18 protein-coding genes and 1 pseudogene are annotated in these 23,411 nt (G+C 62.1%); 5 read left to right on the forward strand and 14 right to left on the reverse strand.

Annotated features, from left to right (window positions below; all coding sequences use genetic code 11):
• Positions 1-178 precede the first annotated feature (178 nt).
• Positions 179-2,641: a transglycosylase domain-containing protein gene (locus IEV88_RS05845; RefSeq protein ID WP_188160309.1), complete on the forward strand. Its 2,463-nt coding sequence runs from the start codon at positions 179-181 to the stop codon at positions 2,639-2,641.
• Positions 2,642-2,746: 105 nt separating this feature from the next.
• On the opposite strand, the gene IEV88_RS05850 is transcribed toward IEV88_RS05845, so the two are convergent.
• The 6 genes from IEV88_RS05850 to IEV88_RS05875 form a co-directional block, all read right to left on the reverse strand.
• Complete coding sequence (locus tag IEV88_RS05850; protein ID WP_188160310.1) at positions 2,747-4,351, reverse strand: GMC family oxidoreductase; 1,605 nt, start codon at positions 4,349-4,351, stop codon at positions 2,747-2,749.
• A gap of 77 nt (positions 4,352-4,428) precedes the next feature.
• Complete coding sequence (gene proC, locus IEV88_RS05855) at positions 4,429-5,265, reverse strand: pyrroline-5-carboxylate reductase (RefSeq protein ID WP_188160311.1); 837 nt, start codon at positions 5,263-5,265, stop codon at positions 4,429-4,431.
• A gap of 12 nt (positions 5,266-5,277) precedes the next feature.
• The gene (locus IEV88_RS05860; RefSeq protein WP_188160312.1) at positions 5,278-5,781 is read right to left on the reverse strand and encodes a type III secretion system chaperone family protein; all 504 of its coding nucleotides are present in this window, start codon (positions 5,779-5,781) and stop codon (positions 5,278-5,280) included.
• Between the two features lie 157 nt (positions 5,782-5,938).
• A complete protein-coding gene (locus tag IEV88_RS05865; RefSeq protein WP_188160313.1) occupies positions 5,939-8,239 on the reverse strand; it encodes a glycoside hydrolase in 2,301 nt (766 codons plus the stop codon).
• Between the two features lie 10 nt (positions 8,240-8,249).
• Positions 8,250-8,504 (reverse strand): accessory factor UbiK family protein, encoded by a 255-nt coding sequence (locus IEV88_RS05870; protein ID WP_188160314.1) that lies wholly within the window; start codon positions 8,502-8,504, stop codon positions 8,250-8,252.
• Positions 8,505-8,574: 70 nt separating this feature from the next.
• Complete coding sequence (locus IEV88_RS05875; RefSeq protein WP_188160315.1) at positions 8,575-9,090, reverse strand: CreA family protein; 516 nt, start codon at positions 9,088-9,090, stop codon at positions 8,575-8,577.
• A gap of 107 nt (positions 9,091-9,197) precedes the next feature.
• On the opposite strand from IEV88_RS05875, the pseudogene lgt reads away from it, so the two are divergent.
• From lgt to IEV88_RS05895, 4 genes and pseudogenes are all read left to right on the forward strand, one after another.
• Positions 9,198-10,049: pseudogene (gene lgt, locus IEV88_RS05880) on the forward strand (prolipoprotein diacylglyceryl transferase); the annotation flags it as partial.
• 161 nt (positions 10,050-10,210) lie between these two features.
• Positions 10,211-11,347 carry a class I SAM-dependent methyltransferase gene (locus IEV88_RS05885; protein WP_188160316.1) on the forward strand — a complete coding sequence of 379 codons (1,137 nt, stop codon included), beginning with the start codon at positions 10,211-10,213 and terminating at the stop codon, positions 11,345-11,347.
• A 9-nt stretch (positions 11,348-11,356) separates the two neighbouring features.
• A complete protein-coding gene (gene pgeF / locus IEV88_RS05890; protein WP_188160317.1) occupies positions 11,357-12,112 on the forward strand; it encodes a peptidoglycan editing factor PgeF in 756 nt (251 codons plus the stop codon).
• 188 nt (positions 12,113-12,300) lie between these two features.
• Entirely contained in the window at positions 12,301-13,245 is a 945-nt protein-coding gene (locus IEV88_RS05895) for a ribose-phosphate pyrophosphokinase (RefSeq protein ID WP_188160318.1), read from the forward strand.
• Between the two features lie 73 nt (positions 13,246-13,318).
• Here IEV88_RS05895 and IEV88_RS05900 read toward each other — a convergent pair whose 3' ends face one another.
• The 8 genes from IEV88_RS05900 to ptsP all read right to left on the reverse strand — a co-directional run bounded on the left by IEV88_RS05900 (position 13,319) and on the right by ptsP (position 23,407).
• Positions 13,319-13,915 carry a DUF4167 domain-containing protein gene (locus tag IEV88_RS05900; RefSeq protein ID WP_206711361.1) on the reverse strand — a complete coding sequence of 199 codons (597 nt, stop codon included), beginning with the start codon at positions 13,913-13,915 and terminating at the stop codon, positions 13,319-13,321.
• Between the two features lie 344 nt (positions 13,916-14,259).
• Entirely contained in the window at positions 14,260-15,105 is an 846-nt protein-coding gene (aguB, locus tag IEV88_RS05905) for an N-carbamoylputrescine amidase (RefSeq protein WP_188160320.1), read from the reverse strand.
• A 31-nt stretch (positions 15,106-15,136) separates the two neighbouring features.
• Positions 15,137-16,189: an agmatine deiminase family protein gene (locus IEV88_RS05910; RefSeq protein WP_188160321.1), complete on the reverse strand. Its 1,053-nt coding sequence runs from the start codon at positions 16,187-16,189 to the stop codon at positions 15,137-15,139.
• Positions 16,189-17,091, reverse strand: a complete 903-nt coding sequence (prmC, locus tag IEV88_RS05915) for a peptide chain release factor N(5)-glutamine methyltransferase (protein WP_188160322.1) — start codon at positions 17,089-17,091, stop codon at positions 16,189-16,191. Before prmC ends, IEV88_RS05910 begins: the two co-directional genes overlap by 1 nt.
• A gap of 1 nt (position 17,092) precedes the next feature.
• Complete coding sequence (gene prfA / locus IEV88_RS05920; protein ID WP_188160323.1) at positions 17,093-18,169, reverse strand: peptide chain release factor 1; 1,077 nt, start codon at positions 18,167-18,169, stop codon at positions 17,093-17,095.
• A 143-nt stretch (positions 18,170-18,312) separates the two neighbouring features.
• A complete protein-coding gene (gene ispG, locus IEV88_RS05925) occupies positions 18,313-19,431 on the reverse strand; it encodes a flavodoxin-dependent (E)-4-hydroxy-3-methylbut-2-enyl-diphosphate synthase (RefSeq protein ID WP_188160324.1) in 1,119 nt (372 codons plus the stop codon).
• 129 nt (positions 19,432-19,560) lie between these two features.
• A complete protein-coding gene (locus IEV88_RS05930) occupies positions 19,561-20,931 on the reverse strand; it encodes a TonB family protein (protein WP_188160325.1) in 1,371 nt (456 codons plus the stop codon).
• Positions 20,932-21,124: 193 nt separating this feature from the next.
• Positions 21,125-23,407: a phosphoenolpyruvate--protein phosphotransferase gene (gene ptsP / locus IEV88_RS05935; RefSeq protein ID WP_188160326.1), complete on the reverse strand. Its 2,283-nt coding sequence runs from the start codon at positions 23,405-23,407 to the stop codon at positions 21,125-21,127.
• Positions 23,408-23,411 lie beyond the last annotated feature (4 nt).

Consider the following 23,411-nt stretch of genomic DNA (forward strand, 5'->3'; position numbering starts at 1 on the left):
GGTATTGAATTTTCTGCGGCTTATAAGACTGTATCCTGTCGGCCACTATCGCGGCAGCGTATGGGGCCAGGGAGAGAATCCGCTTGCCCGGCACGCCATAAGGTTGTCAAATCAGGTGGGGAGAAAATCGAACAAATCGTAGCGTTGCCTTGTTCTTCTTCCTGAGGAGCTTCTTGGCATGAACGACCAGTATTCGGGCCGCTTTATGAGCGTCGGCGGCCCACGTAACGACGATTTCAGCACGGCGCTGGGCAGGCTCCTGCGCCGGGTCTGCATATTTGCCGGATTTGCGCTTCTGGCCGCCCTGTTCCTGGTCCCTGCCGTGACCGGTCTCATGGCCTGGAACAAGCTGACCCATGGCACCCTGCCCGAGCGTAACGCCGAAGCCGAGCGCGCAACCTATGTCTTTCTCGACGAAAGCGGCCGCGAAATCGGCGTGCGTGGCCCCAATCGCAAGCCGGTCGCGATAAGCGCCGTTCCACGGCACACCATTCAGGCCTTCCTGTCGATCGAGGACCGCCGGTTTTATGATCATGGCGGCATCGACCCGATCGGCATCGCCCGCGCCGCGCTTCACAACTATGAGGCCGGCCGCATCGTCGAGGGCGGCAGCACGATTACCCAGCAACTGGTCAAGAACGTCTACCTGACCTCCGAACAGACTCTCGACCGCAAGATGCAGGAGGCAGTCTACGCCCTGCGCCTTGAAAACCAGCGCACCAAGGCGGAAATCCTAGAAGATTATCTGTACACAGTCTATTTTGGCTCGAACGCCTATGGTATCGAGGCCGCCGCAGAAGTCTATTTCGGCAAAAAAGCAACCGGTCTTTCGCTGGCAGAAAGCGCCATGCTTGCAGGCCTGATCAAGGCGCCGAGCAATTATAACCCTTTCCGGCGCGAGGAACTGGCGCGCGAACGCGCCCGCCTGGTGCTCGCCTCGATGAAGCGCGACAAGACCATCACCCCGATCCAGGAACAGCTCGCCCTTTACGATCTCGAACAGATCGCGTTCAAGGCAAAGCCTGCCGAACCAAATGGCTATTTCCTCGACCTCGCCGCGGCCCAGGCCGACGCACGCGGCACGGCGACCTACAACAAGCTCGAAACCACCCTCGACAGGCCGTTCCAGATGATCGCGGAGAACACGATCCGCGAGATCATGACCGATGAAATGAAGACCTCCTTTAATGTCAGCGAGGCCGCCATTGTTGTCATGCGTCCGACCGGGGAGGTTCTCGCCATCGTCGGCGGCACGGATTATGGCCGCAGCCAGTTCAACCGGGCGACCTCGGCCCAGCGCCAGCCGGGCTCGCTATTCAAGGCTTTCGTCTACGATGCCGCACTGAAAAAGGGCTGGCGCCCCGACGACTATGTCGTCGACGTGCCGCTGTCCCTGCCCGTCCCCGACAGGAAAGGCGAGTTTTACCGGCCTGCCAATTATGACGATCGCTATTACGGCCTTCTCGAAACCAAGTCAGCCTTTGCCTATTCCCTCAATTCTGTCGCCTTGCGGCTTCAGGAATATGCCGGGCGCGACCAGGTCATTGCCACTGCCCGCGCCGCGGGCCTCGACGCCGACCCCGCTCCATGGCCCAGCCTCGCCCTTGGCGTCTTCGAGACGAATTTGCTCGATATCACGGCCGCCTACACTTCGCTTGTCAGGAACCATAGGGTGGAGCCGACCGTCTTCAAGCCCGAGCGCCGTCTGATGCCCGTTTCGCCGGATCGCATCAACAAGGGTCTCCTGATCCTGATGCAGGAAAGCGTCCGGTCAGGCACCAGCCGCACAACACAGATCAGCGTGCCCTCCTTCGGCAAGACCGGGACGACCCAGGACTATCGCGACGCCTGGTTCATCGGCATGACCGATAGCCTCATCGTTGGTGTCTGGGTCGGCAATGATGACTACACGCCAATGAAAAAGGTCACCGGCGCCGCCCTGCCCGGCCTGATCTGGAAGACCTATATGGAGCAGGCCCTGCCCCATCTGGCGCTGGAGAAGAACGCTCCGACCTTCTCGACGACCCCGCTGGCCGAGATCGTCAACCCGGCAGAGGTCGAGGCGGATGAGGAGAATTACATCTCGCCGCCACGCAAGCGCATTCTCGGTCCCGCGCGCGTCAACGCCGATGGCTCCCTGAACTTCTATGGCCGCACCTATTATCTCGCCGGGATCGATCGCGGCGCCTATCAGCCTTACACGCTGATGGCCGACAAGCTGCCGCAGATTGCCAACAGCCGCGAGATGATGTGCGAAATCCATCGGGGTTCCGCCAAGTGCCAGCTTGATGGCCGTGACCTCGCCACGACCATCGCCGCCAGCGGCTGGGCGCCGATCTCGATCGATGCCGAAAGCGACCTGTGGTATGCGGAACAATCTGCCCGCGACGCCGGCAAGGGCATCTGGGGCGATGCCTATCACTATGGCTCCTGGGGCACCTATTCGGCTGCCTACAGTATCGACGATCCGGCAGATAACCGCTACGGCGCCAGCTCAGCCGACAAGTACCGGCCACAATCGTCCCGCCTGATCGTCGGGGAAGCAGCGGCAAGCGCCACTGCGATCGTCGCAGAAGCCGCCGCAGAGCGCAGCGAAGAAGCCGTCGTCGCGGGCCAGGGCGCTGTCGCCGGTCTCGACTAGAGCATCTGCGCGCATCCAGATCGCATCGTTTGGCGACAGAAACGCTGATCGCTGCCGAAGGAACGAGCAGCGATCCTGCGTCCATCCGGACGCAGAGGAGCTGCTCTAGGCTTCCTTCATCGCCGCGGAAATCTTCTCGGCCATCATGATCACCGGCGCATTGGTGTTACCGCCGATCAGGCTCGGCATCAGCGAGGCATCGACCACGCGCAGCCCCGCGGCACCGCGCACCGCCCCCGATCCGTCCGTGACCGCCATCTCGTCCGACCGCCGTCCCATGCGGCAGGTTCCGACCGGGTGATAGATCGTTTCTGCCCGGGCGCGGATCAACGCTGCCCACTCATCATCCGTCCTGTCGAGATGCTCCGGATACACCCATTTCTCGACATAGCCAGCCAGTGCCGGTTGCCGGGCGATCTCAGCGACCAGCTTGGCCGCTGCGATCAGTGCCTCCAGATCGCCCTCGCCTGACAGATAGGCCGGATCGATGACCGGATGCTCTGCCGGATCGGCCGAGCCGAGCCGGACACGCCCCCGTGACGAGGGATAGAGATGGCAGGCATGCAGGGTAATGCCGTTGGAGCCGATGAATTTCTCCTCACCATGCCGGTCGGAATAGCCGGGCAGGAAATGCAGCTGGATATCGGGTTTCCCCAGCCCCTCGCGCGAACAGGCAAAGCCGCACCCCTCAGCGAGGTTCGACGTCATCAACCCGCGGCGGCTGATCGCATATTCGCCAAGCGCCAGCGCCATCTGCCCCATGCTCTGCAGGGAATAGCCGATGGTCTTGCCGGGCGCCGAGCGGGCCAGCAGGGCAATGTCGAGATGGTCCTGCAAGTTCTCACCGACGCCCGGTAGATCAATGACCGGCGATATGCCGCATGCCGACAAATGGTCCGCAGGGCCTATGCCGGACAGCATCAGCAGCTGCGGCGTGTTGATCGCCCCGGCGCTCAGGATCACCTCCCGCCGCGCGACGAGCAGCCGTGCCTCGCCGCCGCCCATAGCATCGACGCCCTGTGCTCTTGTGCCGTCGAACAGGATACGGCGCACCAGGGCATGGCTGAGGATCGTCAGGTTTGACCGCTCGCGCTCGGATGGGCCGAGATAGGCGGTGTAGGCGGAGCATCTCCTGCCGGCCCGTGTCGTCGTGTCGAAAACGCCGACGCCATCCCGGTTGCCGGCGTGGAAATCATCGATCCGCCGCAACCCGGCCTGCGTGCCAGCCATGACGAAGTGCTCCGTTGCCGGATGGCCTCGGGTGACCTTGGCGACGCCCAGCGGACCGCCTGCGCCATGCCACTGATCGGCGCCCGCAGAGTAATCTTCGGATCGCTTGAACCAGTGAAGCGCGTCCATCGCCGACCAGCCCTCAGCCCCTGCATCCTCCCAGTCGTCATAATCGCCGAGATCGCCGCGGCTGTAGCACATCGCATTGATGGCCGACGAGCCGCCGAGGACCTTGCCGCGCGGCCAGTAAAGCCGCCGGTTATCGAGATTGGCCTGCGGCGCGGTATGGTAATTCCAGTTGCTGCTGCGCGAGCCGAGCAGGTCGCCGAGCATGCCCGGCACATGGATACGCAGATCGCGGTCCCGCCCGCCGGCTTCCAGCAGGCAAACCGACACGGACGGGTCCTCACTCAACCGGCTGGCCATGACGCAGCCCGCAGACCCGGCCCCCACGATCACGTAATCGAACTCTGTGCGCATAAAAATGCCTGCCTCCCGGTTGTGGAAGGCAAGCATGAATTTCATGAAGCGCAAAGGGCGCTATGCAGAAGGAAGGCCTAGCTCGCCAGTTCCCTGGCGCGCTTGATCGCGGCCTTCACTGCCTCTTCCATCAGCGGGCGCATGCCGTCTTCACGGTCGAGCACGCTGATCGCCTGGGCCGTGGTGCCGCCGGGCGATTGCACGGCCTTGGAGAGTTCCGGCGCGGAGCGCGGATCGGCTTCCATCAGATAGCCTGAGCCGATCACCGTCTCGCGGGAAATGCGCTCGGCGAGCTCGCGGTCGAGCCCGACGGCGACGCCGGCATCGGTCATCGCCTCGACGAGCAGGAACACATAGGCCGGGGCGCAACCGGAAATCGCCATCGCCCGGTCCAGTTCGTCTTCGGAGTTCATCCAGACAGCAGACCCGGTGGCGGAGATCAGCCGGTCGGCAGCGGCGCGCTGCTCCTCGCTGACATCGTCGCCCGCGTAAAGCAGCGTGCAACCCTTGCGCACCGCCGTCGGCAGGTTCGGCATGACGCGCACGATCGGGGCATTACCCGCGCCTGCGCCTTTCAGGTGATTTCGGATGGTCTCGATGGAGACACCGGCAGCGACAGACATGAACATGGTCTTGTCGATGTCGGGCCAGTCAAGGTTTGGCAGCACGGAGGGGAACATTTGCGGCTTAACGGCAAGCACGCAGATATCCCAGGCCTGATCTTCCTCGGGGTTCACCGGCACGCCGCAGCTCTCGCACATCGTAACGATGTTCGGTCGGCCTGACGGCGAAATGACGCCGGAACGTGCCGGATCGAGCAGGTCTTCCTCGATCCAGCCCTTGAGCATGGAGCCGCCCATGGAACCGGCCCCGAGCAGCAATACGGATAATTTTTCGGTGTTTATATCAGTCATACGACCGATATATTACGCCGTGCCCTCGGTTTCAAACAAAGAAGCCGCAATTGCCTCTTCCGCGGTCTTTCCGCCCCACAGGACATAGTTGAACGCAGGGTAGAAGCGCTCGAACGCCTCGGCAGCGGCGCGGATCAGGATTTCGGCCTGCACCTCGTCGAAATCGGCCATTTCCGACAGCACCGTGCCGTTGCGGTAGACGATGCCATTATCATCCGACCACAGATCGAAATGGCCGAGCCAGACGCGCTCGTTGATTCGGGCCAGCAGCTTGCAGATCTCGCCCATCTTTTCCTGCGGGACCTTCAGTTCCAGCGGCGCGCCGAGCTGCAGGACACGCATATTCTCGCGCCAGGCGAACCACACGGCGATATCGCGCCACATGCCGCCGACATTGATATGCAGTTCGGTCGCATCGACACGCTCCGCATTCATTTCCGACTGGCTGGCAACCTGCTCGATGATATCGAGCGGATCGTTCAACTGAGGATCATCATGATGAAGGTCAAATGCCATTCGCTGTTCCCGTACCTTGCAACGAGCGGAAAACGCCGCCCCGCAGATATGCATTGCGGGGCGAGTCGCAGGGGCCTTCAATGATTCGTCTGGATTGTTGAAAATCAGGGCCGGATAGCGGTTTTTGCGCAACGCCAGGCGCTTTGGGGGACAGCGACTAATCTATAGCCGGCATCACGATAATCCGTGTTCCGTCAGTGTTTTCCACAGCAATGCCGCGCACCGGCAAAGTCTCGCCTGTGGATAATTGCCGGGGCCTATCGTCGAAGTTGACCGTGAGTCTGGTGCCATTGGCAAACTCCGTGCGCTGAACCAGCCGGTCCTCGCTGAGGAACACGAAACCGGTCATCTGCTGGTCCCAAAGATCCGCATGCAGCGGCCTCCATGTCTTGTGATACGCCTCGATCACCGGCAAGTCGCGCGTCATCACGCTGTCATGCAGGTGATAGAGCGGCGGGACCATGTAGAGGATCTGGGTCAGGCCGATACGGTCGCGCTGGCCCACGGGCTTCAGCGAGCCGTACTCCCAGTGATGGGTCGCGATGATCGAATCATGCAGGGCGATCTGGTAAAGCGGCAGGCGATATTCCGGCGCATACATGAACTCGGCCATCTCATCGGGCACAGGGACCTGCTTGAAATAGATCGGCGGCGCCTCCTCCGGCCAGTAGCCGCCGAGGTAGAATGCCGACTCCCGGTCGCGTTTCAACCGCCCGTCCATCCAGCCAAAGGGCGGCGTCGTGATGCCGTGACCGAAAACGAGGTCCCTGCCAAACAGCGCCGTACCGCCCTCGGAGCCTGTCACCAGTTCCAGATCGTTGGCGATATAGCCGATGCGGTCCTGCAGCTCGGCCATCACCAGGGCGCGGCCGGTTGGGTGGTCCTCGCTATAGTCATTATAGGACAGCCCCGTCGCATCGACATCGATGAAATAGCTGTTGAATCCTGCCGCCTCCGATACCGCTTTCATCCGTATGCGGGCATATTCGGCCACACGCAGCGGGTTCACATAGGCACCGCGCCCGGCAAAGCCGGTGACCGTGCTGCCATCCTCGTTCGTATAAGCCGCATCGTCGAAGATCGCCTGCCCCTGCTGCGCCGTCTGCCAGCTGTCGGCAAGATCCTCCGGGTGGGCACTGGCATAGCTGTCATAGGTACCAACGAGATAGCCGGCGTTTTTGGCGGCTTCGACCGCCTCTGGATGCCACAATGCCTCCCGCCAGTCGGAGGTGCCGATCCACGCGCTTTCGATGCCGGCACCTTGAAGCGCCTCGACGAGCCCCGTGGACAGCCCGTCGCCCCAGCTCGGCGGATCGGCCATCATGCCAGGGAACTCGGCCGTCAACTTGGCGCGGACCGCCCTGATCCACGCGTCCTGCGCTGCCGGATCATGACCACCGGGCAGCGGCGCGACCGATGACACCGCGAGCACTTCCGGCAGGACGAGATTGATGAACCGGGTCATCGCAACCCGGCCATAGCCAGAGACATAGCCTTGCGGCCCGGCCGCTTCCTCGATGATGCCGTTTATCTCACCACGATAATCAGACGGCACCGCGCCCCACAGCATAGCGGAGAACGCCCCGGCCTCATCCCGCCGCGCGGCGAACGTCTGCACAAAGCCCTTCCAGTCGATGATATCGCCCGGCTTCAGCGGCCCCTTGTCATGGACGTAGAGATGCGGCGCCCCGGCGAGCTTGCCGATAGCCGGATTGTCCGCCGTCTTCTGCGCCAGCGTGCGGAAATGATCGGTGCCCTCAAGATACGCACGATAGTACTTCGCGCCGACTACCGGATCGGCAGCACCGAGCGCGATCCGTACGGTATAGGGCTCATCAAGGTTGAACCGGGTATAGGTCTGTCGCGCCCCGACGCGCAAGCGCCCATTTTCGTTGGCGAGGATCAGCCCGGCATCGAGCGGCGTTTCCAGGATATAGCTGGCGGAAACATCCTCCCCCAGCGCCGTCCACACAGGCACGGTAAGTTCCGAGCCGTGCATCTCGCCCATTCGCGAAGACAGGAACTCAGCCCACAGAGTGTTATCGGCTTCGACCAGACGACCCTCACCGAAAACCGGCAAGGCATAGGACTGAGCGAGTCCGACCGGGCTGCGCGGCCAAGTCAACTCGCCTGCCTCGTGCGCGGTGATGGAGACCACAAGGGCATCGCCATCCAGCCGGGCAACGACTTGGTAAGTCCCGGCTTCAGCGGTGAGCCGCCAGCGATAGCCGCCGGCGCTCCCACTCATTTCGGCCATCTGGCCATCGCCGAAAGTGGCCTCAGTGACCTGAAACAGGTCGCCGCCGTGAAAAGCCGCGCTGACCGCCAGGGTCTCCGCGTCTATCTCGAAACGGGCGTTGGGACCGACAAGACCTAGCGTTTCGGCATGCGCCGGCATCATCGACGACAGGACTGAAGCCAGTCCTGCCGTCAGCAGCCCTGTGATCCCTCTGACCACCCCGGTCAGATCACTTCTTGCTGTCGAGCTTGGCTTCCAGTGTCTCGAGGCGCTGTTTGAGATTGGCGTTCTCTTCCATCGCCTTCACCGCCATCTCGCGCACGGCCTCGAACTCCTCACGCTGGACGAGGTCGCTGTCGGCGAGGAATTTCTGCACCTGGCTGCGGAACATGGTCTCCGCTTCCTGGCGCATGCCATCGGCCGCACCGGCGGCCTCGGTCATGGCTTTGGCGAAATGTTCGAAAAACGGGTTCGACGTCTGCATGGCAATCTCCTTTTCACTGGAAAATAGTCTGATACGGCCCCGTCTGCAAACCGGTCTGCCGGTTCACAGGCTACTGTGCCGCAGCGACGGCGCCCGCACGGCCTTCCAGCCATTGCACATCCTGGCCGTACATGGTCACGGTCGAGATCGCCATCTTCGCAGACCCGTCCACCGGCTTCCTTGAGTAGGCCACATAGAGCAGCGTGTCATTGACCGGGTCATAGATGCGGCGCACCGAGATCACCTTGAAGATCAGGCTCGCCTTCTGGTCGAACACCCGCTCGCCGGCCTTGCCCATGTCGATATCGCCGATCACCAACGGCCCGGTCTGGCGGCAGGCGATGGACGCGTTGGACGGGTCCTCGAACCAGTTGCCCTTGGAGACACGATCCCAGAAGCCGCGATCGAAATGACTGAGATGACAGGTCACCCCCTCGACCTTCGGGTCCTTCAGGGCCTCGACCTTGATTTCATTGCCAAGCCAGTCATTCTTGAACTCGCCGACCTCGTCCTCGCCGCCGCCACAGCCGGCCAGAGACAGGGTCAGAAACAGGCCAGCGGCCAAAAGGCCCGAGAATCTTGTCATAAAACTTTTCCTGAACGGGGCTAATGCCCTAACAGTCCTGTAATTGGCATGGTTCGCTGGCTTTGCAAGGGTGACAGCCGGGCTATGCGGGATTAGAAAGAATGATGATGAGCATGCTGGCAGCGTTCGCGCTTGAAATTCCCTATCCGGACATCGATCCGGTATTCTTCAGCATCGGCCCGCTGCCGATACGCTGGTATGCCCTTGCCTATATTACCGGCATCGTCCTCGGCTGGGTCTATGCCGTGCGGCTGTTGAAGCGCGACAGTCTCTGGCAAGGCCAGCACGCGCAGGGCGCACCGATGAGCCGGGAAATGCTCGACGATCTCATTTTCTGGGTGACGATCGGCATTATTCTCGGCGGACGCCTCGGCTATGTGTTGTTCTACAAGCCCGCGCTGATCATCGCGCCCTGGGAACAGCTTGCCGGGCCGCTCTACCTGCCACCGGCGATCATGCTGTGGCAGGGTGGCATGTCCTTCCATGGCGGCATGCTCGGCGTCACGCTGGCGGGGTTTTTCTTTGCCCGTCGCCACGGCCTGAGATTTTTCTCCGTCGCCGACCTTTTCGCCGTCGCAGCGCCCATCGGGCTGTTTTTCGGAAGGATCGCCAATTTCATCAATGGCGAGCTTTACGGACGGCCGACCGATGCGCCCTGGGCGATGGTCTTCCCGACAGACCCGGTCCAGCTCGCGCGGCATCCAAGCCAGCTTTACGAGGCCTTCCTCGAAGGGCTCGTGCTGTTCGCCATTCTCGCCGTCGGCATCTGGACCTACCGGATCCTGCGCAAGCCTGGCGTCGCGACCGGCATTTTCCTCGCCGGGTACGGCCTCTCGCGCATCATCGTGGAGATTTTCCGCGAGCCCGACGCGCACATGCCGGATTTCCCGCTCGGCATCACCATGGGCATGATCCTGTCCCTGCCCATGGTCCTTCTTGGCGCATGGCTGGTCTGGCGCGGCTGGAACGGCAACCTTGCCGGACCGGTCGACAAAAACACGTCCCGCAGGAAACCGCCGCCCAAGTCCGCCTCTGCCAGTCTGAAGGACAAGCCTGATGACAGCGCACCGGTGGCGGATGCCGATAAGCCGGAAACCGACCAGAAAACCAGCAAGGCCTGATGACAGACCCGAAAAAACACGAAGACCGGGGCCCGACCCCGCTTGAAGAGATTCTCGTGCGCCTGATCGAGGGTCACGGCCCCATCCGCGTCAGCGACTACATGGCCGACGTGCTCGGCCATCCCCAGCACGGGTATTACATGACGCAGACCGCCTTCGGGCAGGATGGCGACTACATCACGGCACCGGAGATCAACCAGGTCTTCGGCGAGCTGATCGGGGCGTGGCTGGTGCAGGCGTGGGAAGATATCGGCGCGCCCTCCTTCTTCAACCTGATCGAGCTCGGCCCGGGCCGCGGCACGCTGATGGCCGATATTCTGCGAACGGCGAGGAAGGTAAAACCCAAATTCCTTGACGCCGCTGGCATCTACATGGTCGAGACCTCGGGCCGGCAGCGCTATAGCCAGCAGCGCAAGCTGCATGAAACCGGTCTCGACATCACATGGGCGGCAGACATTGCCGACATCCCCCTCGCCCCGACCCTCGTCGTCGCCAACGAGTTTTTCGACTGCATGCCGATCCGGCAGTTCGTGCGCACCACCTCTCATGACGATGCCTGCTGGCGCGAGCGGCTGGTCGATGTCAGCCGTGATGACAAGAACCGTCCACGGCTGCATTTTACCCTGTCGAAGCAATTGCACGAGACGCCGCGCGGGGCGCCGGGCTTCGCCAGGCCCGAAGATATTTTTGAAATCAGCGATGATGCCCGTGACGTGATCGAGGATATAGCTGGAAGATTCGCAAACCATAAGGGCCGTGCACTGATCATTGATTACGGCCATACGCGCAGCGGCTTCGGCGATACGCTGCAGGCAATGCAGGCCCATCACTACTGGCCGGTCTTCGCGGCGCCCGGCAATGCTGATGTGACTGCCCATGTCGATTTCGAAGCGCTGTCCCGTGAAGGCGTGGCCCGCGGTCTCGAGGCCCATGGCGCCATCGAACAGGGCCTGTTCCTCGGGCGTCTCGGTATCGAGGAACGCGCTCGCACACTCCTGAAGAACGTCATCGAGATCGAACGGCCCGCCTTCGAGAACGGCGTACGCCGCCTCGTCGAGCCGGACCAGATGGGGACCATGTTCAAGGTGCTTTGCCTGTCCTCCCCGGGCCTTGATGTTCCGGCAGGATTTGAATAGGGCAACGAGATGGCACCGCCTTTCCTGACCTCTGCGACGATTTCCGTCAGGCACGGCTTTTTCGGTCGCGCGGGCGGGGTTTCGGCAGGCCTCTATGAAGGCCTGAATTGCGGCCCCGGCTCTGCCGACGCCGCGGCGAATGTGAGCGAAAACCGCCGGCGCTGTTGCGACGCGCTGTCGGCAGACGCCCTGGTCACCGGCTATCAGATCCATTCCGCCGACGCGGCCTTCATCGAGACCACCGGCCAGCCCCAGCCAAAGGCCGACGCTCTGGTCACCCGAACGCCGGGGCTCGCCCTCGGGATTCTCACCGCGGACTGTATACCGGTGCTATTTCACGACCCCCGGGCCGGTGTCATCGGCGCGGCCCATGCGGGCTGGCGCGGCGCCCTCGGCGGGGTGCTCGAGGCCTGTATCGGCATGATGCAGCAACATGGCGCGACGCCAGAAAATATTCACGCCGCCATCGGCCCGTGCCTGCGCCCGCCGCATTTTCAGGTCGGTGACGATCTTGTTAGCGCTTTCATCGGGAAATATCCTGTCAGCATACGGTTTTTTACACCGGAGGCGAGCGACGGAAAATATCAGTGCGACCTCACCGGCTTCGCGATGTGGCGCCTGGGCGAACTGGGGCTCGGCGAAGAAAATATCAGCGACACCGGACAGAACACGCTGGCCGATCCTGCAAAATATTTCAGTTACCGTCACTCGAGACAGGCCAGCCACAAGGACTATGGACGGAACCTGTCCGCCATCGTGCTGTGAAAACCACCCGGCAAAAAATTTTAAGAAACTGCATCTATCAGTGGTTGCCTCGGCTTTAAAAAAACGTCACAAACCCGGTGACGACGAAAGAACGGGATCAGGCGTGCATGGGGCGACGCTGCTTGAACCGTCCAGCGGGACGGTTAGGACTGATACTTCCACACCCAGCGGGACACACGGGTAACGTCATGAAAATTCTCTCCGGCAATGGCAACCTGACACTGGCGAAGGACATTGCGAAGGTCCTCCATGTCAACCTGACCGAAGCCGAGATAAAGACCTTCGCCGATGGCGAGGTTTTCGTCGAGATCCATGAAAATGTCCGCGGCGAGGATGTCTTCGTCATTCAGTCGACATCCAAGCCGGCCAATGACAATCTCATGGAATTGCTGATCATCATCGATGCTCTCTCGCGCGCATCGGCGAGCCGGGTGACGGCGGTGCTGCCCTATTTCGGCTATGCCCGCCAGGATCGCAAGGCCGGCCCGCGAACGCCGATCTCTGCCAAGCTGGTCGCAAACCTGATCACGACGGCGGGTGCCGACCGTGTACTGACGGTTGATCTCCATGCCGGTCAGATACAGGGCTTTTTCGATATCCCGACAGACAATCTCTATGCGGTCAAGGAGATGGAAAACCATATCCGCGCGAACTATCCGGTCGATTCAGACAGGGTCTGCGTCGTCTCGCCGGATGTCGGTGGCGTCGTGCGCGCCCGCAGCCTCGCCAAGCGCCTCGGCAATGTGCCGCTCGCCATCGTCGACAAGCGCCGCCAGCGCGCCGGTGTCTCCGAGGTGATGCATATCATCGGTGAAGTGAAAGACATGCACTGCATCCTGTTCGACGATATCGTCGATTCAGGTGGTACGCTCGTCAATGCCGCAGAAAAGCTGATGGAAGAAGGCGCAAGATCCGTTGCCGCCTATGTCGCCCACGGCGTGCTGTCCGGCAAGGCCGTATCGCGTGTCGAGAATTCGAAAGGCCTTGAACGGCTTGTCGTCAGCGATTCGATCGAAGCGACAGAGGCCGTCAGGAATTGCGCCAAGATCGAGCAGGTATCGATCAACAAGCTGCTCGGCGAAGCAATCCGCCGGATCGCGAATGAGGAAAGTGTCTCCAGCCTGTTTGATTGACCGGCCCTTCAACCGCATCAGAATCAAGAAAGCCCGGCTCAACAGCCGGGCTTTTCAGTATCATGACAATCAATTATTCTGCAGCGACTTCGGTGACCTTGTCTTCCTTCTCGCCACCGGACTGATCATTGCCTTCATCATCGGTATCGGAAGAGGCCTTGCGCGACGGACGGCGGCGGCTGCGGCGGCGCGGCTTTTCCTCGCCATCATCATCGCTGCTGTCAGTGTCGTTGCTCTGGTCGCTGTCGTCCCCGCCGGACTTGTCTTTCGACGACTTGTCCCTGGCGGCCTTGTCGTGCGACTGATCGTTATCGCCCCGGTCCTTGCGGGAAGTCTTGGCCGGTTTCCGCCGGTTATCGCCGTCATCGTCCTCGTCATCATCTTCGTCATTATTGAGGGACGGTTGCGGTTCGTCTGACGGATCGTTCTGCTGGTTCTGCTGCTGCGGTGGCTGCATCGCCTTCATCACGCGGAAGTAATGCTCTGCATGCTGAAGCAGGCTTTCCGCCCGAACCCGGTCGCCAGCAGAAGCCGCGTCGCGGGCCAGTGTCTGGTATTTGTCGTGGATCTGGACAGCCGTCCCGCGAATCTTGACTTCGGGTCCGGTGGAATCGAGAGCCCGGTTCACATTGGGGCTCTGACGGCGCCGCTGGTTACGGCCGCGCTTCATGTTTTGCGCCATAAGGTAGTATCACCCTTTTTACTGATCTTGCTTGAATAGTGTTGTTGCTTTCGCTCGCCGGGATATGAAACACGCTGGCTTCGATCCTCATCTGGCCTAAAGGATTATCCCCGCGCGGAACTGTGTCCGCAGTGTGTCTCAGGCGTTGCCCCTAACGGTCTTACCGTGCTGATTGATCTTGTCCTGCAATCATCGCTGGTTTCAGCAGATGGCGCGCACATGATGGAATCTGATATCAAAAAGCAGTCTGAAAAACCGGTTTTCAGTTCTGTTACAAATCATAATAACGATGTTATTGGTTATTTCAAACCTTTTTTCGCGCCCTGTCGGTGTCAAATCTGGCTAATGACGCCATAAAGGTCGGGCCGGCGGTCGCGGAAGAACCCGAAGGCAGCCCGTGCACGCTCAATTGCGTCGAAATCGACTTCCGCAATCGTGAAACCCGTTTCGGTACGGTTCAGTTCCGTCATCACGTCGCCGCGATGATTCGCGATGAATGACGTGCCGTAAAAGACCTGTCCCTCCTCATCGCCGACCCGGTTCGCCGCGGCGACGGGCACGACGTTGGAAACCGCATGGCCGATCATCGCCCGCCGCCATGGCGCAGAGGTGTCGAGGTCCGGCTCCTCCGGTTCTGTCCCGATGGCGGTCGGGTATAGCAGCACCTGGGCGCCCATCAGCATCATCGCACGGGCGGTCTCCGGGAACCACTGGTCCCAGCAGATACCGACACCGAGACGGCCATGGCGCGTGTTCCACACCTTGAAGCCGGTATTGCCCGGCCGGAAATAGAATTTCTCCTCATAGCCCGGCCCGTCGGGAATATGGCTCTTGCGATAGATCCCGGGCGTCGATCCGTCCGCATCCGCCATGACGAGGGAGTTGTAGTAATGCGGCCCGTCCTTTTCATAGATCGACAGCGGCAGCGCCACGCCCAGCTCGCCCGCGAGCGGCGCCAGCTGCGTGACCACCGGATGGTCCTGCCACGGATAGGCAGAGGCGAAGAATTCGTCCTTTTCGACCTTGCAGAAATACGGTCCCTGGAACAGTTCCGGCGGCAGGATGATGTCGGCGCCGGCAGCGGCTGCCTCTTTCACCATCCCGGCGACGAGATCGATATTGGCCTGCATATCCTCGCCGAATGGCGCCTGGAGCACGGCGATTTTCTTGACGGTCATCCGTATACCTCTTTATCTCTCGCTTCTGCGTTTATCTGGGCTGCTGCTGGGTGATGCAGTGGAACGATCCGCCCCCGGTCAGCACATGAGTGGCGTCGATGGCATGGACATGCTCACGCCCGACGGCATCGGCAAGCAGTTCCACCGCCTCCATCGCATAGCCTTCCTGTCTGTCACTGCTGGCATAGACCGGGACGACCAGAGACTTGTTGGCAATGTAGAAATTCATGTGGCTTGCCGGCACGATATCGCCGTCCTGGTTGAGGATGCGCCCCGGCGACGGGATCTCGACCACTTCAAGCCGGCGGCCGGTGGCATCTCTGGCACCTGCCAGCGCGTCGCGGATCGCGCGGTATGCATCCTTGTTGGGATCGTCCTCGCCCGACGGCGCCATGCATACGACCTTGCCCGGCGCGACGAAGCGGGCGATGTTGTCGACATGGCCATCGGTGTGGTCGTTCAGCAGGCCATCATCGAGCCAGATGACTTTCTTGATGCCCAGCGCCTCAGCCATCAACGCCTCGAACCGCTCCTCGGTCATGCCCTTGTTGCGGTTCGGATTCAGCACGCATTGGCGGGTGGTCAGGATGGTCCCCTGCCCGTCCGTGTCAATCGCGCCGCCCTCCAGAATAAAGCCATGCTCGGACAGCGTCGTGGACGCCTTTTTCGCAACGATCGGGGCGATCTCATCATCGGCGTCGAGCAGATATTTGCCGCCCCAGCCATTGAAACCGAAGCGCGAGGCGGTCAGCGTTGCGCCTGCCTTGACGAAAATCGGCCCGGTATCGCGCAGCCAGATATCGCCGATCGGCGCCTCATGCAGGAACAGCCGCCCTGCCTGGATCATGTCGTCCAGCATCGCCTCGGCGCTGTTGCGGGCTTCCTCGCCGCGCAGCAGGACGTGCACGGTCTCGCCGGCAATGCTGTCATCGTCCGGGTCCGGCATGGCGATCGCCTCGAACAGGGCAGCGACTTCCTCGCGGGCGGGGGCGAGATTGTCTTCCCACAGGTCCGCTGCGCTCGGCCATGCGGACCAGACGGCCTCGTGCTCATCCCATTCAGCGGGAAAATGAATATCGGCCATCAATGGCTCCTCGTCGATTTATGTGCATCCGTGACCGGCAGAATCGCGACGGCGCGCGCATGCCCGGCAAGATCGTTTCTGGTGACAACAGATATCTCACGGCCCTGTGCCGCAAATCCAGACTTCATCAGGCTTTCGATGTCTCCCGCCTGCCCGGCGCCCGCCTCGATGATGGCGATGCCGTTTTCGGCCAGCTGTTGCGGCAGCATATGGGACAGGATGCGATAGGCATCAAGACCCTTTTCCCCGGCGAACAGCGCCATGGCGGGTTCGTAATTCCTTATCTCAACCGCCAGGCTGTCGCGCTCGCCCTGCGCAATATAGGGCGGGTTGGAGACGATCAGGTCGAACCGGCCCGCGACGGGCTGCGCGAAATCATGCTCCTGCACCTCTACCCGCGCGCCCAGCCCCAGCGCCTCGAAATTGCGCGCGGCAACAGCGAGCGCCGCCGCGCTGAGGTCGACCGCAACCCCGCGCGCCTGCGTAAACTCCGTCAGCAGCGCGGCGAGCAGGCAGCCACTGCCGGTCCCGAGGTCGAGAATGGTTTGCGGCGGCCGCGCCAGACACAGCTCGCGGGCGGCCTCGATCAGCGTCTCGCTGTCGGGCCGCGGCGACAGCACGTCGCCCGTCACCTCGAACGTCAGTCCCCAGAATTCCTTTTCACCGGTAATCTGCGCCAGCGGCTCGCCAGCGGCACGACGCGAGACGAGCGCTTCGAAATGCGCCGATTCCTCCGCGCCCAGTGTATGGTCGGGCCAGCCGATCAGTTCGGTATGGGACAGGCCTGTAACGTGTTGCAGCAGGAGGCGGCAATCGAGCCGCGCGGTCGGGCTCGTCCCGGTCAGGGCACCGGCACCAGCCTCCAGCGCATCGGCGAGCGTCGTACCGGGCGCGAGGGCCATGCTACGCGTCTTCGCTTTCCATCGCCGCCAGCCGGTCTGCCTGGTCCTGCTCGGTCAGGGCGTCGATCAATTCCTCCAGCGCCTCGCCGGCGATCACCTTGTCGAGCTTGTAGAGCGTCAGGTTGATACGGTGGTCCGTCACCCGGCTTTGCGGGAAATTATAGGTCCGGATGCGCTCGGACCGGTCGCCGGAGCCGATCTGACCCTTGCGATCTGCCGCCCGCTCGGCATCGGCGCGTGCCCGCTCGGCGTCGTAAAGCCGGGCCATGAGCACCTTCATCGCCTTGGCGCGGTTCTTGTGCTGGGATTTCTCATCCTGCTGGATCACGACGACACCGGTCGGCAGGTGGGTGATGCGCACGGCGGAGTCCGTCGTGTTGACCGACTGGCCGCCTGGCCCGGACGCGCGGAACACATCAATGCGCAAATCGTTCTCGTTGATCTGGATGTCGACATCTTCCGGTTCCGGCAGCACGGCGACGGTCGCGGCGGAGGTATGGACCCTGCCCTGCGTCTCCGTTTCCGGCACGCGCTGGACCCGGTGAACGCCGGACTCGAATTTCAGCCGGGCGAAAACATTGTCGCCGGTGATCGAGGCCTGGATTTCCTTGTAGCCGCCCATGTCTGATTCCGACGCCGACAGCACTTCCACCCGCCAGCCAACGATCTGGGCGTGGCGCTGATACATGCGAAACAGGTCGCCCGCAAACAACGCGGCCTCGTCGCCGCCGGTTCCTGCACGGACCTCCAGGATGACGCTGGCATTGTCGGCCTTGTCCTTGGGCAGCAGCATGATCTGCAACTGCTTTTCCAGCTGCGGCATGCGTTGCTTCAGCGCTTCCAGTTCGTCCCAGGCGAGCGCCGCCATTTCCTTGTCGTCGGCATAGGCCATTTCATTGAGGTCGTCGATCTGGTTGCGGGCTTCGAGCAATTCGCGGCCAGCCTCGGCTACAGGCCTCAACTCCGCATGTTCCTTGGACAAGCGGACGATGTCCTCCGGATTGGTAACGACGGACATTTTCTCTTCGACAGCCCTGAACCGGCTGATCAGAGCGTCCAGTTTTTCACTCGGTATCACGCGTATTATCCTTAACAAAAACGGGATAACTCTCCCCAGAGCTATCCCGCATATCGCGGTATTCTAGACTTTGTGCAAGCGCTGCGCAAATCGGCACGGCAAAGTGAAGACTGCCAAACGGCGTTCCGTTCCGTTAGCGGCAGCTATTCAGCCGCATCGAGACTTCTTGCCGCCTCGATCTCCACGGCCTTTTTCTCAATCAATTCAACAAGATGGTCAATCATTTTATCGTTTGACACCTTGTGATCGGGCAACCCGGCGAGATACACCATGCCCGACTGGGCGCCGCCGCCGGTAAACCCGATATCGGTCTCGCGCGCCTCGCCCGGCCCGTTCACGACGCAGCCGATCACCGACAGGGTCATCGGCGTGGTGATATGCGCGAGCCGCTCTTCGAGGATCTCGACCGTCTTGATGACATCGAAGCCCTGGCGCGCGCAGGACGGGCACGAAATCACGTTCACGCCACGATAGCGCAGATTGAGGCTCTTCAGGATGTCGAAGCCGACCTTGACCTCTTCCACCGGGTCCGCGGACAGCGACACGCGGATGGTATCGCCAATCCCGGCCCAGAGCAGCGAGCCAAGCCCGATGGCAGACTTCACCGAGCCGATCCGCAAGCCGCCAGCCTCGGTCACCCCCAGATGCAGCGGCGCGTCCGTCGCCTCGGCCAGCGCATGATAGGCAGCGACGGTCAGGAACACGTCCGATGCCTTCACCGAAATCTTGTACTCGTGATAATCGTTGTCATCGAGAATGCGGGCATGGTCGAGGGCGCTTTCAACCATCGCCTCGGGGCATGGCTCGCCATATTTCTCCAGCAAATGCCGTTCCAGCGACCCGCCATTGACGCCGATGCGCATCGAGCAGCCATTATTGCGGGCGGCGGAGATCACCTCCCTGACCCGGTCGGCCTTGCCGATATTTCCAGGATTGATGCGCAGGCAGGCAGCGCCCGCCTCGGCGGCCTCGATCCCGCGTTTGTAGTGGAAATGGATATCGGCGACGATCGGCACCGGCGAGAACCGGCAGATCTCTTTCATGGCCGCGGTGGACGCCTCGTCCGGGCAGGAGACGCGCACGATGTCCGCGCCAGCCTCGGCCGCCTGTTCGATCTGTTTCAGCGTCGCCTTGGCGTCGGTGGTCGCGGTATTGGTCATCGTCTGAATGGCAATCGGCGCGTCGCCGCCGACCGGCACATTGCCGACCATGATCTGACGGCTCTTGCGCCGCTCGATATCCCGCCATGGACGTACACTCATGAGATCAGCCTTCTTGTCGCGCGCATATCTGTTGCATGTGGACAATCCACAGCCCGGGTCAAGCCCCTACAGGCCGATCTGATTATGCCAGTGCGCTGCACCACAGCACAATGGCCTGATATTGCGAAATTATTGTGGCAATTCGAAGCGGAACCGCGTCGAGCGGGTGTAAACCGGGATCGGGTTGCCATTGCGCGTCGCCGGATCGAAGCTCCAGCGCGACACAGCCGAGATGGCCGCGGCATTGAAGCACTCATTGGTGGTTTCGGTGACCCGCACATTGACCGGTGCACCACGGCTGGAAATGTCATAAGTGACGACGACCGCCTCCGTGCCGGACGACAGGCGCTCGCAGCGGCGTGGATAGATCGGCGAAACGCGGGCCGTACTGACAGGCTCGGTATAGACCGCCTGCGCCACTTCCGGCGTTTCCGACGCTCCGGCCCCATCCCCGGTCATGGAATCCCCGTTCATGGCTTCGGGCGCGGCCTGACCGACAATCGCCTGCGCCGTCTCGTCGATCACGTCGGTTGCGCTGGCGAGGCCGGTATCAGAAGCGTCGAGCGCATCGTTTTCCGGCTGCGCTGCCGCCGTCTCTGCGGGAGCGATCTCCGTTTCGACAGGCTCGTCCACAGGCGCGACCGGATCGGCGCTCAGGTCATCGGCGGGCGCGTCCGCCGTAGCGTCGGCCAGTGTTTCGGTCGGCAGAGTCTCGGCAGTAGCATCGGCCTGTGCGGTTGCGCCATCGGCGGCCAGGCTTTCGGGACCATCACCTGTCTGCGCCAGCTCCTGGCCGGGGGCAGGCTCGCCGCCTTCGGATACCGCCGGGGAGACGGCCTCCGTCTCGCCGTTTGCGATGAGATCGACCGCAGCGGCATCCAGCCCGGTCGGTACCTGCGTCTCATTGGTCGGCATGCCGGGGATCGGCTCGACATTTGTGTTCGGTTGGGGACGGGCGACCGGCACCTCATTGGCGCCGCCATTGCTGGCCGTACGGGCGTCGATGGGGCGCTCCTGCAGCGGCGTGCCGGCGATCTGGACCGGACCATCGGTCTGAGGCTCGCGCAGCACCTGCCAGGCTACCCAGATGATGAAGGCAAGAATGGCGACGACGGCGAGCAGGGACAGCTCCTTGCCACCGGCTAGCTCGCGGCGGGCAGGCATGTTGACCTGCGGCGCGATGGAGGATCGGGCGTACCCGGCCTCCTCGCGGAACCGGTTCACCAGCGCCTCGACCGGCAACTCCAGCAGCTGCGCATAGACTTTCACGAAACCGGTCGTATAGGCGGCGACCGGCAGCTTGCCGATATCCATCGCCTCGATCGCCGCAAGATGAACTTCGCGGATGTTGGTGGCCCCGGAGACATCCTCGATCGACAGCTTGCGCGATTCCCGCGCCGCCCGGAGCATGGCCCCGGCGGATTCGAAGGTGTCATCCTTGACGGAGCCGCGCTTTACGCGCTCCTCATCAAGTTCTACGACGTCTGCGACACTAGACATGACTATCCCCAACTCCGCGCCCGGCAGTGCCAGAACGGCACTGGCAACATGGCCGCGTTCGGCCCCGGATTTCAATCAGGTTGTGTGATGCGAATCCAATGCCAACACACCTTTGGCCCCGGGAAAATAAAAAAATTGCTGCACTGCGAAGGCATCGGATGCAAAATAGTTCACAACCCTCTAGAAATATTGCCTAAAGCGCGACTCCATTGCGATAGGCATATTCCAGCAGCTCGTCGCGCAAGGTCTGTTTGCTGGACTGTAGGCGTGGCTCAAGCCATGCCACGAGCTCATTCAGGTCGATAGAGCGAATCATTTTCTTCAACGGCCCGATCGAGGATGCCGGCACCGACAGCCGCTGGATATCGAGCGCCATCAGCGCCATTGCCATCAACGGGTCCGCTGCCTGCTCGCCACAATAGCAAATCGGCTTGTTCGCCAGATTGGCCTTGTCGGCGATCATTTTCAGAAAGCTCAGGAATGCCGGGTGCAGCGGGTCGTAGCGCCCGGTCAGCTTGTCAGACTCCCGGTCTGCGGCGAAGAAGAACTGCGCAAGGTCGTTGCCGCCAAGCGACAGGAAATCGACCAGCGGGGCGATATGCTCCACCCGCCACGCAGCGGACGGGATCTCGATCATCGCGCCGAGCTTGATCGCCGACGGCAGCGGCTTGTCCTGTCGCTTGCGCCGCTCGATCTCCTTGTCGATGATCGCCCGCGCCTGCACGATCTCGTCGCTGGTCGTCACCAGCGGCAGCAAGATGTTCAGTTCACGGCCCTCTGCCGCCGCGATCAGCGCCCGCAGCTGCGGGCGTATCAGCCCCTCCCGGTCAATCGACATGCGCAACCCGCGCCAGCCCATGGCCGGGTTCGCCTCATGCGACATCTTCATGTAGGTCGCGGCCTTGTCGCTGCCGAGATCGGCGGTACGGAAGACGATGGATTTGTTCCCCGCGCCATCGAGGATCGACCGGTACAGCATCTCCTGTTCCTGGGCGGTCGGCAGTTGCGGCCCGATCAGGAATTGCAGCTCGGTCCGGAACAGGCCGATCCCGACGGCGCCGGTAGCCTCCAGATGCGGCATGTCGATGGCAAGACCGGCGTTCAGGAACAGCTCGATCTCGGTGCCGTCCCTGGTCACTGCCGGCAGGTCGCGCAGAGCGGCATAGGCCTTCTGCTCTTCGGAATAGATCGCCAGCTTGTCTTCATAGGACGAGATTATGTCAGAGCCCGGACGAAGATGAATCTCGCCGGTACCGCCATCGACGATGATGCGGTCGCCGATCTCCGCCTTGTCGATCACGGCCGGGCATTTGCCGAGCAGCGGGATACCGAGCGAGCGGGCAACGATTGCGGCGTGGGATGTGTCGGACCCCTCGCCCAGAACGATGCCTTTCAGCTTGTTGCGATCCAGCTCCAGAATCTCGGCCGGGCCGAGCGAGCGGGCGAGCAGCACCGCATCCTGCGGCAGTTCCAGCTGTGCCTGATAGGCATCCCCGCCCAGCGACCGCAGCAGGCGCCGGGACAGGTCATCGAGGTCGTGCATGCGCTCGCGGATATAGGGGTCCTTGGCCTGACGCATGCGCTTGCGGTTCTCGCCCTGCACCTGTTCGACGGCGCTTTCCGCCGTCAGGCCGGACTGCACCGCGTCTTCCAGGCGCCGCGCCCAGCCCTTGTCATAGGCAAACAGGCGATAGACCTCGAGCACTTCGCGCGAGACGGTGGCGAGGTCCTGGTTGGCCGCAATCATGTCGTCGATGGACTTGCGCAGGGATTCCAGCCCGGTCTGCAGGCGCTCGCCCTCCTCGGCGACATTGTCGGCGAAAACGCGGTGCTTGGGTGCCGGCGGCTCGTGCAGCGCGACGGTGCCGATGGCGATCCCGGCAACGATCGGCGCGCCTACCAGGTGCTCATGGCGATGCAGAACGCGATCGACCTCCTGCGCGTCGGCCTCCTCCAGCAGGTCACCGGCGGCGACGATCTCGGCCAGCACGGTCGCGACGATCTGCGCCGCTTCGACCTCTTCCTCCGTATACTCACGGACCGCCTTGTTCTGGATGACCAGAACACCCAGCACCTGGCCGGTACGGATGATCGGCACACCCAGGAACGCATTCAGCAATTCCTCGCCGACTTCAGGGCGGAAGGAGAAGGATGGATGTTTCGGCGCATCGCGCAGGTTAATCGGCTCTGCCGTGCGGGCAACGTAACCGACGAGACCTTCGCTCCACTTCATGCGGGTATTGTGCACCGCCTCGGGGTTCAGGCCCTGGGTCGAGAACAGTTCCAGCATGTCGTCGGCGCGGCGCAGATAGATCGAACAGACATCGGCCACCATGTTGTTGGCGATGGCGTTGGTCAGGTGATCGAGCCTTTGCTGTGCGCCCTCCTCGGCAGCCATGACTTCGCGCAGGCGCTTGAGAAGCACACGCGGCGAGCTCGTCTGGGTACCGAGGCGTATGGAGCTGTCTATCGGCATGTTA

The sequence above is a fragment of the Aquisalinus flavus genome, from assembly GCF_014640095.1.
GTDB classification, from domain to species: Bacteria; Pseudomonadota; Alphaproteobacteria; order Caulobacterales; family Parvularculaceae; genus Aquisalinus; species Aquisalinus flavus.